This window comes from Pantoea sp. AN62 (assembly GCF_050432985.1).
In the GTDB taxonomy this organism is placed as follows: Bacteria; Pseudomonadota; Gammaproteobacteria; order Enterobacterales; family Enterobacteriaceae; genus Pantoea; species Pantoea brenneri.
In genome coordinates this window covers 268,031-282,682 of the sequence record NZ_JBNPYB010000004.1, presented here as the reverse complement: position 1 = coordinate 282,682, position 14,652 = coordinate 268,031, and the positions used below count along the sequence as shown (strand labels likewise).

The following is a 14,652-nucleotide window of genomic DNA, read 5'->3' as shown; positions in this document are numbered from 1 at the left end:
AACTTTTGCTTTGCCACGGAACGGTCTGCGTTGTCGGGAAGATACGTGATCTGATCCTTCAACTCAGCAAAAGTTCGATTTATTCAACAAAGCCGTTTGTGGTAATAACCCCATCAATATTTGCTTTCGCAAAAAGAGAAATTTCGTGTTTTAACTCATCATTATCTATAATATTTTTATGTGCATTCTCAATATATTTAGATATTGACAATTTCAAAGGAGACTGTTCGTTAATGAAAATTTTCTCCTGTTCTTTTTCACTTAATGCTAACTGTCCTTCTTCAGTATCCCACCATTTCTCAGCGTATGCCGACACCAATAATTGTGCATATTCGGGTAAATCACCATTAGATTTTGTTTTTAATTTTATATGATTTTCCCCAATAGCCTCAGCAAAATGCTTCAAAAGGTCTTGCCAACATGGCACACCAAGGTAACGACGAGACACTCCGGAGCCAACAAATAACACTGGGGATGCTTCGAACTGCTTAAAATGCTCTTCAAGTTTCTTCTTAAAATTCATACTGATACTCTCTTTACAAGAAATCAAACCCCTTTATACCGATAACATTAAGGTATTGCTTCTTTCATCACCAGTACATTTATCAATTTTACGCAAGAAATCTAATCATTTATATTCAAGTAGTTATCAGGTTAAAACTTGAGGAACAGCATTTCACTCCTGATGGTAGCCGAATTGTTGTACTTTCATTACGATATAGGCCCAATTAAGAGCCCATTCCCGTTTTCTCAGTAATCGTGACTTTAGATTTAGGCATACATGGCGCATTCCTGCCGCTTAGGCTCAATGGAAAGTGTTGCCTCAGTGAAAATTCGGCTATTTGACCCTACCGACCAACTCCTCATTTGATAAGTCAGCAACTTTTAATTTAGGCTCGAATGTCCACTTTCAAACAACTCAATCTCCATTACCCCGATTAATCTTCGCATAGTCAAACGGCGTAATCCCTTTATCCCGATTTGCATCCAAAAAATCGGCCCACCACTGCAACATCAGCTTGCGCTCATCCAGATGTTCCGCTTTATGGATATACGCCGCCCGCACCGAGTTACGCTCCATATGGCTCATCTGCCGTTCAACCGCATCCCTCGACCACAATCCCGATTCTATCAATGAACTACATGCCATTGTCCTGAAACCATGCCCACAAACCTCTACCTTAGTGTCATAACCCATAACGCGCAGCGCCTTGTTCACCGTATTTTCACTCATCGGTTTACGATGGTCGTGATCGCCAATGAAAACAAAATCGCGATCGCCACTAAGTTCGTGTACCTGTTTAGGATTGCTAACGCCTGACGAGATAACGGCACCAAATGAGGTGTACGAATTTTTGAGCCACGCTGGGAGTGCTTTATCCCTTCAATAGCCTCTCGTTCTGCGGGTATCATCCACATAGAGGTTTCAAAATCGATCTCAGACCAACGAGCAAAACGTAATTCACTGGAACGAATGAAGACAAGGAGGGTTAGCTCAACAGCAAGACGAATCAAGGGTCTACCGGTATAACTGTCAATGCGCTGAAGGAGTTCAGGAGTACGCTTCAACTCCAATGCTGGTCGATGCTGCCGGTTACCTGAAGCAACGGCACCGGCCATCTCCTGTGCCGGATTATAATCAAGCAAACCACTCTGTACCGCATAGCGCATAATTGCAGTGGTACGCTGCTGTAGACGGGAAGCCACCTCAAGTCGCCCCGACAACTCTACCGCTTTGATTGGGGCCAGCAGGTCTCGAGTTTTGAGATCAGGAATATTCCGCTTACCAATGCGGGAAAGAGATTGTCTTCCAAGCTTTTCAGCACCCGCCTGCTATGCTCTTCTGACCACTTTTTATTTGTGGCATGCCACTTAATAGCAAGTTGTTCGAAAGTACGTGCTTCTTCCTGCTCAACCTTATCATTTTTCTTTTTATCTCCCGGATCGATGCTGTTTGCCAAAAGCTTACGAGCTTCATCACGGCGTGCTCTGGCATCTGCAAGAGATACGTCAGGGTAAACCCCTAAAGCCAGCATCTTTTGCTTTCCGCCAAAGCGGTACTGCAAACGCCAGTATTTAGAACCATTAGGATGAACAAGCAGGTGCATACCGCTGCCATCGGTCAGCTTGTATTGCTTATCCGTTGGCTTGGCTGTTCTGACCTTGATATCTGTTAACGCCATGCTTATCCCCTCTCTGTTGGTATAAGCATTATCGAACCGGAAATACCATCATCTATACCAACAAGTGTTGGTAGATGTACGTTGATGTCGGTTGACCTTGAGAGAGTTAATATAGCGAAAAAAGTAGGTAACTGCTGGATTTTAGACATAAAAAAGACCTCAGTTGAGGTCCATTTACATACTTGGTGCCGAAGGCCGGACTCGAACCGGCACATCTTTCGATGGTTGATTTTGAATCAACTGCGTCTACCGATTTCGCCACTTCGGCACTGAAGAGGATGCGGAAAACGTTGGGGATTATACCGTTACGGCCACCATGCGCAACACTATTCATCCAGGATGTGCATTAAGCGGCGAAAAAAACAGCGTAGCGTGACATGGGCCGCGCGGTCAGCGTCGGCCGGCTAGATGGTCTGCTCGCTGGCTACTCGCTGAACACTACTGCCCCGTTGCTGCAACGATGAATCATGCTGAAACCGCTCCCGTCACATTCCTCTTGCTCACACACCTGTGTAATCCTTCTCCGACATTCTCCATACGAAAAACTCACAACACCCCCGCTTCCCGCGCGTCCTGCTCCCGAACCCCGTTCTCAATCCCTGATCAACACACAAACGCAAAAGAGCCAACCTCACGGTTGACCCCTTTTGCATACTCAGCATTGGGCATCAGCGATGCCCGTTAGCACTCATTGTTGACAGGATGAGCACCTCAATGCGAATGGTCGTAATCACGCTGTTTCAGCTTGTTCTCAACCTTGTCTTTCGCTTCGCTGGCTTTCTCACTCACTTTCTCAGTCAGGCCGGCTTTGTGGTCGCGCTCGGTGGCTACGCCTGGCGACTGCGTGCCCACACCTGCTGCGGTAGCGGGTTTAACCCCTGCTGCACCGGTTGGTGATAGTTCGTTATCCAGTCCAGCCCGCGCATGGTCGATGTCCACTTCCTGACGACGCACCGTGTCATTAATGGTCTCGGTACGTTCACTGCCGTCAGTACGCACCACCACTTCTTCTTTCACGTGGGTCGTTTTGTTGATCACCGGCTGCTCGTGGGTTTCAGCCACTTCGACGGTTTTCTCGGACCAGTCCACTTCACCTGCCAGCGCCGGTTCATTCACTGAACGACGGAAGATGTCAGCGTGCTGCTCGTGCAGCGAGATATCTTCAGAGACCTGATCCGTCACGGTGTAGCGGCGCACCCGGGTTGAGCCTTCACTCACCAGACGCTTACCGACTTCAATCTGTTCTTCCGCCAGACGCAGAATATCTTCTTCGCTCTCATCACCGGTCAGTGAGGTGCGTCGTGGCTCAACCTGTCGCTCGCTAACCAAATGATCGTTGGTCTCTCCGGCAAACTGCTTACCGGCAGTCGGATTAATACCTGCTGCAGGTGCGCCGTTCTCAACGGTGCTTTGCATCCGCGATGGCACATCCACCGAGTCATGCGAGTGCAGAATAGTCATGGCGCGCGCCAGCTTCTCTTCTTCAGTACGCAGCGTCAGTACCACGCCGCCTTTATCCATCGCTCTGGTGTAGACATCCGCCTGCTCTTTATCGACGGTGTGGCCAAACAGGCGCTGCCAGATGCTCGGGTGCTTAATCGACTGGCCTTCCTGCTGCAAACGTTCTCCACTGATAAGACTGATGTCCCGATCAGAAAAGCCTGCTTTCACGAGATTTCTTTTCGCGGCCTCTGCCTGAATCGCAGAATCGAACAGTGTTACGATTTTTTCTTGTGCCATGATAGATTCCTCTCTTGTTAGCTGTTTATTACCGATCGTCGTCTCTCTCTATTTTCACCTGCTGCTCACGTCGGGTAACCACATCCTGAAAAGGAACGCTGTCCTGCACTTTTCGGATGTGAATCTCCTCTTTAAGCACCAGTCTTCTGACTACTTCAATCTCTTCTTCTACTACCGGGATAATCAGTACACCGTTCTCTTCCCTGATTTCGGGCATCGTCTCGACGCGTTGTGCTTTCGCTACATGCTCAACCTCAACCTTCTCCCGGTTAAGCAGTGTACTGATCACCTCGTCATGCTCGGTTGTGGAACGGGTTACGCGGACATGTCCATCGACAACGGTTTGCTTTGTCAGCGCTATCTGCTCTTCAGCGAGCTTCAGCGTTACCTCAGCATCATTATTGTGTTCTGGCTGCCCCGCCATATATTCACTCCCGTTAACTCAAGACTTTTAAATAATCGCCACAACTGCCTGACACAGTGATTAAGCATGAACACTCTCACGGATTTCGCAAGGCGGAATAAAACATTGATTGCAGTAAAAGTGATGATAAGGGCGTGCCGATCGGGTTATTTAACCGCATTCTCTGCCAGTCTCTGACATCAGATAAAAAATGAAAATAACCATAAAAACAGCATGTTGCCTGCATGCAACCTTCACCAAAAATAATAGCCTCACAAAAGCATTCAGCGTAAAAATAAAAATTTAAGCCCAGCGGTAAAATTTACGTTAACCAGGAATAATCCGGCGAAAAATAACAACGATATAAATAAATATTAAAGAATATTACAGAGAATGAAATGATATTATCTGAACCAGCCAGACTGGCAGACAAATAATCCATTCCTGTTTGAGAATTCTATTTAGCCAGCAATTACAGAATATTCTCAAAGGTCTTATCAATGGATAAATTCAGGAACTTTCTCCTCGTCAGCTGCTCTTAGCAAGGCTGAATAAGCCATACAATTACAGACAGAGGTTGAGATGAAACTAGCACAACGCAGTGCGTGGGGATGGGGATTAGCGGCACTTCTGGTGGCGGGCAGTGCATCAGCCGCCAGCTGGCAGGATCAACTGAGCAGTGCAGCATCGCAGCTCAGCCAGCAGAACAACGGTAACACCTCCGGCACCACCACCGGGACCACCCAGCAGAATGGCGGTCTGTCACTCTCTTCCCTGACCGGGTTGCTGAACGGTGGCGACAAAGCGGTCAGCGCTAACAGCATGACCAACGCGGCGGGCGTGATGCAGTATTGCGTCGAGCACAACGTGGTGAAAAACAATGTGCAGTCGGTTAAAGATCAGGTGCTGAGCAAACTCGGTCTGAACACCACCACCGCGCAGGAACAGAAGACTGACTACACCCAGGGTGTGGCGGGTCTGCTGAATACCGGCAACGGCCAGCAGCTCAACCTGCAGAGCCTGAGCAGCTCGCCGATGGGCGAGAAGCTGAAAACCAAAGCCTGTGACGTGGTATTAAAACAGGGCAAAAACTTTATCTCCTGATAAAGCCGTAGCGCCGCTGTCTCCCCGCTTGAATCGACAAAGTGGGGAGCATTGGCCGGTCCAGTCCTCTCTGCACTTCACGCTGTGAACCCCGACACTCCCTTATCCGCACGTTGAGCGCTATAGTGTTGTTTTGATTTCTACAGGACAGCACGCATGAAAGGCATCAACATCGCACTTTACTTCGACCCCGATCGGATTCAAGCCTGCGTTCACGACCAGGACGACAGCTATTTCACCAAAAAATTCGAGTATGACGATGGCGTGATTGAGGAGATCTACCAGTGGCTGGATCAGTACGAGCCAAACCGCACTCATATCTGTCTGATTGAAAATGAAACCGCCGAGCTGCTGGCCGATGAGCTGGTCGACAGCGGCTTCCGCGTCCACCAGATCACCATGCACCAGCTGCTGAGCTGGTTTGCGGCCGAGCCACCGTCCACGCCAGACGGCACGCCGATGCGCGCCATGCTGCGCTTCCTCGAAGAGGAACATCCCCGTGAATATGAGTCACGCACGCCGCAAACCGAAGCGCTGATGGAGATGTTTGACGAGCTGGATGCGCTGGAGATGATCGACGATGCGGATGATGAAGATTCGCTGCCGGCTGATCTGCTGCGCGCGATGAAGAAACACAAAATCACCGCCAGCGCCGCAGCTCAGCGTCTGCTGCCGGACATCAACGAACGTATCCGCGAACATCTGATGCAGTACCCGGAACTGATGACGCCGGAAATCTTGCAGGATTTCTTCCCGGAATTAATCGAAGCGCTGGAGCGCCCGAAACACTAATCACTCACGGATGATTTAACATGCTGGAGTTAATCAAAGCGGTCAGTCTGGGGCTGGTGGTGCTGTTGCCGCTCGCCAATCCGCTCACCACCGTGGCGCTGTTTCTCGGCCTCGCGGGTGACATGAACTTTGAGGAGCGCAACCGCCAGTCCAGACAAGCCTCAATCTACGTCTTCGTCATAATGATGGTGGCGTGGTATGCCGGCAACGCGGTGCTGGATACCTTTGGCATCTCGATCCCGGGCCTGCGGATTGCCGGCGGGTTAATCGTGGCGTTTATTGGTTTTCGGATGCTGTTCCCGGTGAAGCCGGCCGGTCAGTCGGTGGAAGCAAAGCAAAAGCAGGATGAGCTGGATCACGCCAAAGAGCCGGTCAATATCGCTTTTGTGCCGCTGGCAATGCCGAGCACCGCCGGACCGGGCACCATCGCGATGATCATCTCTTCCGCCTCGACGGTGAGAAGCGGCATCGATTTTCCGGTCTGGGTGGTGAATACCGCGCCGGTGCTGACCTTTCTGCTGGTGAGCCTGATTTTATGGGTTTCGCTGCGCAGTTCCGGGGCGATCATGAAAATCGTCGGCAAAAGCGGCATTGAGGCGATTTCGCGTTTGATGGGATTTTTGCTGGTCTGCATGGGCGTGCAGTTCGTGATTAATGGCGTGCTGGAAGTGGTACGCACTTTCCATTGAGAAGCCATAAAGGGTGCCCGTTGCGGGGCACCCTTTTCATTTTTACTTCAGCGTTTTCCGTACTTCAGCGACCTGATCTTTGCTCACTGCTGGCGCATTGTTGCTCCAGCCCTGACGGATAAAGGTTGCCAGCTGCGCCACCTCTTCGTCACTCAGACGCTGACCAAAGCCTGGCATCGCCAGTTTCGACGGCGCTTTCGCGGTCGAAGGCTGCTGCGCGCCGGCCAGGATGGTGTGGATCAATCCGGTTGGATCTTTGGCATTCACAATCGTCGCCTGATCCAGCTCCGGGAAGATCCCTGCTGCGCCCTTGCCGGTAACAAAGTGACAGGCGCCACAGTTATCCAGATAGAGACGCTCGCCTTCGCTCAGGTTCTTCGCCGCGGTCAGCTTCGCTTCTGTTGCCTGCTGGGCCTTAACGTCGTAGGCCTGCAACGGCGGGTTACCGCCGAGGAATTTCAGGTAGGCGGCAATCGCTTTCAGATCGGCGTCGGTCATGTGCGAACTGCTGTGCTCAATCACCGAAGTCATCTCACCGCCGACCGCAGCTTTATCGTTGCGGCCGGTCTGCAGGTAATCCACCACTTCCTGCTCGCTCCAGCGCGGCAGACCGCGCAGTGACGGCACATCCCAGTTATTCAGGCTACCGCCCGCCAGGAATTTATCGTCACCGCTATCCAGCGCTTTCTCGTTCATGCCCAGACCGCGCGGCGTATGGCAGCTGCCGCAGTGGCCCAGACTTTCGACGATGTAAGCACCACGATTGATCTCGGCAGAGGCACCGCCAATCGGCTGGAACGGTTTGTCCGAGGTGAACGCCCAGTTCCAGAAGCGCATGCCCCAGCGCTGGCTGAACGGGAAGCTCAGTTTGGTTTCCGGCGGCTGTTCCGCGCTCGGCTGGACGCCTTTCATAAAGTAGATATACAGCGCGTGCATATCGGCATCGCTGATTTTGGCGAAATCCGGGTATGGCATTGCCGGATAGAGCCGCGATCCGTCCGGTAATACCCCTTTACGCACCGCATCAGAGAACTGCTGTTCGCTGTAGTTGCCGATGCCGTGGGTTTTATCCGGCGTGATGTTGGTGGAGAAGATGGTGCCAAGATTCGACTCGATCGCCAGCCCGCCCGAATAGTCCGGTTTGCCAGGTAACGAGTGGCACGCCATGCAATCGCCCAGCCGGGAGAGATATTCACCCTGCTTGATCAGTTGCGCCTCATCTTCAGCGTGCGCTGGCAGGACAAAACCGCTGGCCAACAGCACTGCGTTGGCGAATAAAAAGGATGTCAGTTTCAGCTTATTCATGCGCTTATGCCTGTACCAGTGGGCCGGGATTTTTCAGATACTGATCTTTGATCGCCTGTGCCGCCATCAGCGTAATGGCGCCGATGGTATCGGTCGGGTTCGCCTGGAAGTTCTGCGGGAAGGCGTTGCCGCCCGGCACAAACACGTTATGCACGTCCCAGCTCTGCAGGTACTTGTTCAGCGCCGAGGTTTTCGGGTTATCGCCCATCACCGCGCCGCCCACGTTGTGGGTAGAGACATATTTGGTCAGGTCGAAATCCGCGCCCATCGGCAGGAAGCTCATGCTCATGCTGTCCGGGTTCAGCTCTTTGGCGATGTTGCCGACAATGCCTTTCAGGTGCTGCTGCAGCTTCAACTCATTCTCTTTCCAGTTGAAGGTCATACGCAGCAGCGGCAGGCCACGGTGATCGTTGTAGTTCGGATCGAGATCCAGATAGATATCGCGGTAAGACTGACAGGTGGTGGTGATGCTGATCTTCATCGAATGACCGTACCACTCTTCCAGCCCCTCTTTGTAACCCAGGCCCCAGGTTGGCGTGCCTTTTGGCAGCGCGGTGCTGATCGGCGTACCGGTCGCCTGTGAGCTGTGGATCTTCGCGCCGCCGAGGAAGCCGAGCGAGGGACCATCAAAGTTGCCTGGCGAGATATCGTTAAACATCTGGCCGGTCGCGCCAGCGGTGGCGTACGGGTTGAAGTTTTTATCCTTGAAGAACAGGGTCGCGCCGCCGTTCGACAGGAAGGCGTAGTTACGCCCTACCACACCTTCTTCGGTGATCGGGTTGTACGGTTTGCCAATGCCGGACAGCAGCATCAGGCGCACGTTGTAGAGCTGGAAGCTGCTCAGCACCACAATTTTGGCTGGCTGGAAGCACTCGTTGCCCTGTGCATCGATGTAGATCACCCCTTTGGCGGTTTTCTTATCATCGTTCAGCACTACCTTGATCACTTCCGCGTTCACTTCGTAAGAGAAGTTCGGCATACGCTTCAGCGAATCCATTACCGCGGTTTGTGGCGAGGCTTTGGAGTAGTTGAGGCACGGATATTTACTGCAGTAGCCGCAGTAGTTGCACGGCGCGATCTGGTTGCCGTACGGGTTTTTCCACGCGCGTGACACGCAGGCTGACGGGTTCGGGAACGGATGGTAACCGAGCTTTTTCGCCGCTTCTTTAAACATCACGTTGTTCAGCGTGTCATCCAGCGCCGGCAGCGGATAAGGCTCCGAACGCGGACCTTCAAACGGATCGCCGCCTTCGAGGATCTGGCCGCGCAGGTTGCCGGTGTTGCCCGACTGGCCGCAAATCAGTTCGAATTTGTAGTAGTAAGGCTCGATCTCTTCCCAGCTGAACGGGAAGTCCATCACCCGCATATCATCCTGCAGAATGCCCGGCTTGTAAGCCTCATCGACATAGGTCTTCAGTTTGATATCGGTCGGTGTCGGACGGATCAGCACTGCCGTCCAGTGCAGGCCGGAACCGCCAACGCCGGTGCCGGGTGCAAACGCGCCCCATTTACGGGTTGGCAGCGCCGTCTGGCTGCTGTTGTAGCGGACGGTAACCGCCACTTCTGCCGGGGTGGCGAACACTTTGTTGCGCACCGCATAGGCGTATTCATCCGCCGGTTTTGGATAGGCGAACTCGTCGTAATCACGATCGCCGCCGCGCTCCAGTGCGCGCACTTCAAGTCCTGCCAGTGCCAGTTCGATGCTCATCAGCGAGCCGGCCCAGCCGAGGCCGCAGACGACGACGTCGACTTCTTTTTTAGTAACCTGTGCCATGATAATCCTGTTTCAAAACCCTGATTCGGAATGCGTCTTACGCGCGCTCGCCTTTAACACTGACCGGACCCAGCGGATACGGAACGTTGTGCTGTTTCACCCATTCGGTGAAGCTGGCACGCGCGCCCGGGAAGCCGATGGCGATCCAGGCTTTCATGCCTTTATTGCCGCCGTACATCGGGTCCGCGAGGTAGCCGTGCTTGGTATCGGAAAGCAGCTGGCTGAAGAACTGAGACGCCTTCAGGTTGGGTTCGCCCAGTGCCGCAAAGTCGATGCCGTTTTTATTTACCTGAGTCAGCACCGCATCTTTCTCTTCCAGCGTCAGCGCATGGAACGCTTTCTGGTGAGTGCTCTGCGACCACTGATTAATCAGCCGGATACTGGTCTGATACATCTGTTGCGGACGGAACGGGATCTGATAGCCCATGGTGGCGGGCGCCTGGGTGTTGAACGGGCCCTGCAGGTAGATTTCGCTGCCAAACTCTTCGCTGTGCAGCTGCTGATCGATAAAGATCGGCACGTTGGTTTCCAGCGCGCCTGGCGCTTTACCTTTGCCGCCCGCCGGAATCAAACGATCGGTGGCTGCGAGGATGAACTGCCATTCATCGGCAGAGAAAAAGATCGGTTTATAGTCAGCTAATTCCGGGGCGGCCATCTCTGCGGCCTGCGCAGCAGTAATACCTTTAAAGACCAGCTCACTTAATGGCAGCGCCAGTAATGAGCCCAGCAAAAATTTACGCCTGGTGGTGGGTTTTTGTAACAGCATATCCGCACGACTCTCATCTGCTAAATACCCGACTGATACGCTATGCAACAGAAAGGCTGGCAGCGCGAGCGGCTGGCAGGTCACCAGTCACTTCAGAGAATTAACGCGCACAGCACAGACGCCTGCAGAACCTACGAGGTGGGTATAATAATTTTTATGTGAATAACGGAACATATCGGTTAATAACCTGGCAATCTTAGGGATATAAATGTGTCTGAATGTAAAAATTGAATTTAAGATGTGTTTTAGTGAAAATTTATCATGGTGTTGCGTTGAGGTTACAGACAGGTAAAAGTTTTAGATCGAGGAAATTTATACTAAAACCACACAATCGTCGGGTAATCGCGGGTTTTTACCGCGCAACGACCGGCTATTATTTTCGGCTGGTCATCATCACGCCAAATAACCGATAAAAAAATATCATACTTCCATACAAGAGAATTATTCTCATTGGCAACATTATATTTACTTTCATTGCCAGACAATCAGCGCATGCGCAAATTGTGATCGGCAGCGCGTAAGCCGGATGATTTAAATAATGGACAAAATTACGCCAGAATAATCACGGCGGGTCATTATCGTTATTTGGACATATGCCCGAGCTGGCGTGGCAATAATTGTGCAAAGCTCAGAACAAACCGGCATTTTGAGTTTTTACCGCGCCAGATAGAGTAGGTGAATCAACGACTCAGGATATCCTTTTATGCGCAAAACGCTCCTGTCACTGCTGACCGCAGTGGCGCTGGTTCACCCGGTGCACGCCGCCACGCCCGCCGATACGCTGGTGATTGCGGTGCCGCTCGATGGCATTATCAGCTTTGACCCGGCCGAAAGTTTTGAAACCATCAGCACCAGCAGCCTGCGTAACATTTATCAAACACTGCTGGAACCGAATCATCAGGATCCGCAGCAGTTATCTCCGCTGGCGGCCAGTCGCTGGCAGCCGGGCAATACCCCGCATAGCCTGGTATTCGATCTCAATCCGCAAGCCCATTTCGCCAGCGGCAATCCGCTGACCGCCCAGGATGTGGTGTTTTCGTTAACCCGCGCGGTGAAGCTGAATAAAGCGCCCTCGTTTATTCTGGGCGAGTTTGGCTGGACGCCGGACAATATCGACCAGCAGTTTACGGTGATTAACGACCACCAGCTTGAGCTGCGCTGGCCGGCACAAATCGGCAGCGATCTGGCGCTGCGGCTGCTCACCGCGCCGGTGGCGTCGCTGGTCGACAGCAAACTGGCGCAACAGCATGCCGCCAACAACGACTACGGCAATGGCTGGCTGAAAACGCATTCCGCCGGCAGTGCCGCCTATGCCATCAAACAGTTTGTGCCGCTGCAGGCGCTGGTGCTGGAAGCCAATCAGTACAGTACGCAACAGCCGCATCTGAAGCGGGTGCTGCTGAAAGGCGTCGCCGAATCGGGAACCCGCCGCCTGCTGATCCAGCAGGGGGATGTGGATGTCGCCTACCAGCTCGGGCCGGATCAGATCGCTGCCGTAAAAGGCGTGAAGGATGTCCGGGTCGATGCCTTCCCCTCCAGCCTGATTTACTACCTCGGCTTTAATACCCAAAGCCCACAGCAACCGGCGCTGGCCAATCCGGCGTTATGGCAGGCAGCACGCTGGCTGGTCGATTATGACAGTCTGGCGAATCAGCTGTTAAAGGGGCAATACCGCATTCATCAGAGCTTCCTGCCGGAGGGCTTTGATGGCGCGATTACCCGCACGCCGTTCCATTACGATCTGAACAAAGCCCGGTCGATTCTGCAACAGGCCGGCATCAAGCCTGGCACCCACATTGCCCTGACGGTGGTCAATCAACCGCCGTATATCGACGTGGCGCAGGCGTTGCAGGCCAGCTTCGCGAAGGCGGAGGTGAATCTGGATATCCAGCCGGTGGCGGAATCGGAGCTGTGGAGCAAAATGCGCAGCCGTGACTTCCAGGCGATCTTCTCTTACTGGGGCGCGGACTACGTCGATCCTAATACCAACGCCAGCACCTTTGCCTATAACGTGCCGGGCGGCGGCAAAACGCTGGCGTGGCGCGTCGGCTGGACCATTCCTGAACTGAGCGCGGCCACCCGCGCGGCAGCCGGTGAGAGCGATGCGGTCAAACGCCGCAGCCGCTACCAACAGTTGCAAACCCAGCTGCAGCAGCAGTCGCCGTTTGTGGTGATGTTGCAGGGCGCCACTCAGGTGGCGGTGCGCAGCAACATCCGCAACGTGCAGCAGGGCATCGGTGTCAGCCTGCTCAATTTCGAAGAAGTGCAGAAGTAACCGGCTCCGTTGCTCTGCGGAGCAACGGGCTGCTTTTCGGTGAAATCTTCTCCGCTTTCCCCCGCCCCGCTTGCTATTCTTCAGGCATAACCCGTTGCCTGAGAGTGGAAAATCATGACTTCGCCCCTGTTGATTGCCCGGACGCCCGACGTTCAGCTCGATCTGTTACCGCAAATGGCCAATCGCCACGGTCTGATTACCGGCGCGACCGGTACCGGTAAAACCGTCACCCTGCAAAAGCTGGCAGAATCGTTCTCGTCGATTGGCGTGCCGGTATTTATGGCCGATGTGAAAGGCGATTTGACCGGCGTCGCGATGGCAGGCGAGTCGGGCGAAAAGTTGCAGCAGCGGCTGGCGAAAATTGGCGTTACCGACTGGCAGCCGCAGGCCAATCCGGTGATGCTGTGGGATATCTTCGGTGAAAAAGGCCACCCGGTGCGGGCGACCATCTCCGATCTCGGCCCGCTGCTGCTGGCGCGCCTGCTGAACCTTAATGAAGTGCAGAGCGGCGTGCTGCAGATCATTTTCCGCATCGCCGACGATCAGGGCTTACTGCTGCTGGATTTCAAAGATCTGCGCGCCATGACGCAGTACATCGGTGATAACGCCAAAAGCTTCCAGACCCAATACGGCAACATTAACAGCGCCTCGGTTGGGGCGATTCAGCGCGGACTGCTGGCGCTGGAGCAACAGGGCGCGGAGCACTTCTTCGGTGAACCGATGCTGGATATCGCCGACTGGATGCGGGTCGACGAACAGGGTAAAGGCTTCATCAATATTCTTTCGGCGGAGAAGCTCTACCAGATGCCGAAGCTCTACGCCACCAGCCTGCTGTGGCTGCTGTCTGAGCTGTATGAACATCTGCCGGAAGCCGGTGATCTCGATCAGCCGAAGCTGGTGTTTTTCTTCGATGAGGCACATCTGCTGTTTAACGACGCGCCGCCGGTGCTGCTGGAAAAAATTGAACAGGTGATGCGGCTGATTCGCTCCAAAGGCGTTGGCGTCTGGTTTGTCACCCAGAACCCGGCGGATATTCCGGATCGGGTGCTGGGACAGCTCGGTAACCGGGTGCAGCACGCCCTGCGCGCCTTCACGCCGAAAGATCAGAAAGCGGTCAAAACGGCGGCCGACACCCTGCGCGCCAATCCGGCGTTCAGCAGCGTGGAAGCGATTCAGGCGCTGGGCACTGGCGAAGCGCTGATCTCCTTTCTCGATGCCAAAGGCAGCCCGTCCGTGGTAGAGCGGGCGATGGTGATTGCGCCTGGCTCGCGCATGGGACCGGTGACCGCAGATGAACGCAACGGCCTGATTAACCACTCACCGCTGTACGGCAAATATGACAGCAGCGTCGATCGTGAATCGGCGTTTGAACGGCTGCAACAGGGCTTTCAGGCCAGCAGCGAACAGAGCAACGCGCCGCCTGCCAAAGGCAACAGCGTGGCGGTCGACGAGGGAATTCTCGGTGGGCTGAAAGAGATTCTGTTTGGCCGCACCGGACCACGCGGCGGCAAGCACGATGGCGTGGTGCAGACCATGGCGAAAAGCGCGACCCGACAGATTACTCAACAGATCATCCGCGGCGTGCTCGGCAGCCTGCTGGGTGGCCGTCGCCGCTGATAAC

The 14,652-nt window shown here is 53.6% G+C and carries 12 protein-coding genes, 1 tRNA gene and 1 pseudogene; 5 read left to right on the top strand and 9 right to left on the bottom strand.

Annotated elements, in window-relative coordinates:
• The 6 genes and pseudogenes from FHW04_RS07140 to FHW04_RS07115 form a co-directional block, all read right to left on the bottom strand.
• The coding region (locus FHW04_RS07140; RefSeq protein ID WP_225385476.1) for a hypothetical protein at positions 1–62 on the bottom strand (62 nt) is incomplete at its 3' end.
• Positions 63–79: 17 nt separating this feature from the next.
• The gene (locus FHW04_RS07135) at positions 80–523 is read right to left on the bottom strand and encodes a hypothetical protein (RefSeq protein ID WP_089561325.1); all 444 of its coding nucleotides are present in this window, start codon (positions 521–523) and stop codon (positions 80–82) included.
• Positions 524–919: 396 nt separating this feature from the next.
• A pseudogene (locus tag FHW04_RS07130) lies at positions 920–2,183 on the bottom strand (tyrosine-type recombinase/integrase).
• A 183-nt stretch (positions 2,184–2,366) separates the two neighbouring features.
• Positions 2,367–2,451: transfer RNA gene (locus tag FHW04_RS07125), tRNA-Leu, on the bottom strand.
• A 443-nt stretch (positions 2,452–2,894) separates the two neighbouring features.
• Positions 2,895–3,923, bottom strand: coding sequence for a YsnF/AvaK domain-containing protein (locus FHW04_RS07120; protein WP_089561324.1), 1,029 nt, complete (start codon positions 3,921–3,923; stop codon positions 2,895–2,897).
• A 28-nt stretch (positions 3,924–3,951) separates the two neighbouring features.
• Positions 3,952–4,347, bottom strand: a complete 396-nt coding sequence (locus tag FHW04_RS07115; protein WP_089561323.1) for a DUF2382 domain-containing protein — start codon at positions 4,345–4,347, stop codon at positions 3,952–3,954.
• Between the two features lie 561 nt (positions 4,348–4,908).
• Between FHW04_RS07115 and FHW04_RS07110 the strand changes: the two genes are divergently transcribed.
• The 3 genes from FHW04_RS07110 (at position 4,909) to FHW04_RS07100 (ending at position 6,911) form a co-directional block, all read left to right on the top strand.
• Positions 4,909–5,430 (top strand): DUF2501 domain-containing protein, encoded by a 522-nt coding sequence (locus FHW04_RS07110; protein WP_031375807.1) that lies wholly within the window; start codon positions 4,909–4,911, stop codon positions 5,428–5,430.
• A 156-nt stretch (positions 5,431–5,586) separates the two neighbouring features.
• Positions 5,587–6,222 (top strand): hypothetical protein, encoded by a 636-nt coding sequence (locus FHW04_RS07105; protein WP_089561322.1) that lies wholly within the window; start codon positions 5,587–5,589, stop codon positions 6,220–6,222.
• Between the two features lie 20 nt (positions 6,223–6,242).
• Positions 6,243–6,911 (top strand): MarC family NAAT transporter, encoded by a 669-nt coding sequence (locus tag FHW04_RS07100; protein ID WP_089561321.1) that lies wholly within the window; start codon positions 6,243–6,245, stop codon positions 6,909–6,911.
• A 42-nt stretch (positions 6,912–6,953) separates the two neighbouring features.
• Here the strand turns inward: FHW04_RS07100 and FHW04_RS07095 are convergent, their stop codons facing one another.
• Genes FHW04_RS07095 through FHW04_RS07085 form a run of 3 tightly spaced genes read right to left on the bottom strand, consistent with a single transcriptional unit; the run spans position 6,954 to position 10,756 of the window.
• Entirely contained in the window at positions 6,954–8,216 is a 1,263-nt protein-coding gene (locus tag FHW04_RS07095) for a c-type cytochrome (protein WP_089561320.1), read from the bottom strand.
• Between the two features lie 4 nt (positions 8,217–8,220).
• A complete protein-coding gene (locus FHW04_RS07090; RefSeq protein ID WP_031375811.1) occupies positions 8,221–9,990 on the bottom strand; it encodes a GMC family oxidoreductase in 1,770 nt (589 codons plus the stop codon).
• Positions 9,991–10,027: 37 nt separating this feature from the next.
• Positions 10,028–10,756: a gluconate 2-dehydrogenase subunit 3 family protein gene (locus FHW04_RS07085; protein ID WP_031375812.1), complete on the bottom strand. Its 729-nt coding sequence runs from the start codon at positions 10,754–10,756 to the stop codon at positions 10,028–10,030.
• A 703-nt stretch (positions 10,757–11,459) separates the two neighbouring features.
• Here FHW04_RS07085 and FHW04_RS07080 point away from each other — a divergent pair.
• Together FHW04_RS07080 and FHW04_RS07075 are read left to right on the top strand one after the other, a co-directional pair.
• Positions 11,460–13,031 carry an ABC transporter substrate-binding protein gene (locus tag FHW04_RS07080; protein ID WP_089561319.1) on the top strand — a complete coding sequence of 524 codons (1,572 nt, stop codon included), beginning with the start codon at positions 11,460–11,462 and terminating at the stop codon, positions 13,029–13,031.
• A 114-nt stretch (positions 13,032–13,145) separates the two neighbouring features.
• Positions 13,146–14,648 (top strand): helicase HerA-like C-terminal domain-containing protein, encoded by a 1,503-nt coding sequence (locus tag FHW04_RS07075; protein ID WP_089561318.1) that lies wholly within the window; start codon positions 13,146–13,148, stop codon positions 14,646–14,648.
• Positions 14,649–14,652: the final 4 nt, after the last annotated feature.

Excerpts from the sequence above, each read along its gene's own strand:
- FHW04_RS07135 (WP_089561325.1), bottom strand. The coding sequence starts at position 523 with ATGAATTTTAAGAAGAAACTTGAAGAGCATTTTAAGCAGTTCGAAGCA.
- FHW04_RS07120 (WP_089561324.1), bottom strand. The coding sequence starts at position 3,923 with ATGGCACAAGAAAAAATCGTAACACTGTTCGATTCTGCGATTCAGGCA.
- FHW04_RS07115 (WP_089561323.1), bottom strand. The coding sequence starts at position 4,347 with ATGGCGGGGCAGCCAGAACACAATAATGATGCTGAGGTAACGCTGAAG.
- FHW04_RS07110 (WP_031375807.1), top strand. The coding sequence starts at position 4,909 with ATGAAACTAGCACAACGCAGTGCGTGGGGATGGGGATTAGCGGCACTT.
- FHW04_RS07105 (WP_089561322.1), top strand. The coding sequence starts at position 5,587 with ATGAAAGGCATCAACATCGCACTTTACTTCGACCCCGATCGGATTCAA.
- FHW04_RS07100 (WP_089561321.1), top strand. The coding sequence starts at position 6,243 with ATGCTGGAGTTAATCAAAGCGGTCAGTCTGGGGCTGGTGGTGCTGTTG.
- FHW04_RS07095 (WP_089561320.1), bottom strand. The coding sequence starts at position 8,216 with ATGAATAAGCTGAAACTGACATCCTTTTTATTCGCCAACGCAGTGCTG.
- FHW04_RS07090 (WP_031375811.1), bottom strand. The coding sequence starts at position 9,990 with ATGGCACAGGTTACTAAAAAAGAAGTCGACGTCGTCGTCTGCGGCCTC.
- FHW04_RS07085 (WP_031375812.1), bottom strand. The coding sequence starts at position 10,756 with ATGCTGTTACAAAAACCCACCACCAGGCGTAAATTTTTGCTGGGCTCA.
- FHW04_RS07080 (WP_089561319.1), top strand. The coding sequence starts at position 11,460 with ATGCGCAAAACGCTCCTGTCACTGCTGACCGCAGTGGCGCTGGTTCAC.
- FHW04_RS07075 (WP_089561318.1), top strand. The coding sequence starts at position 13,146 with ATGACTTCGCCCCTGTTGATTGCCCGGACGCCCGACGTTCAGCTCGAT.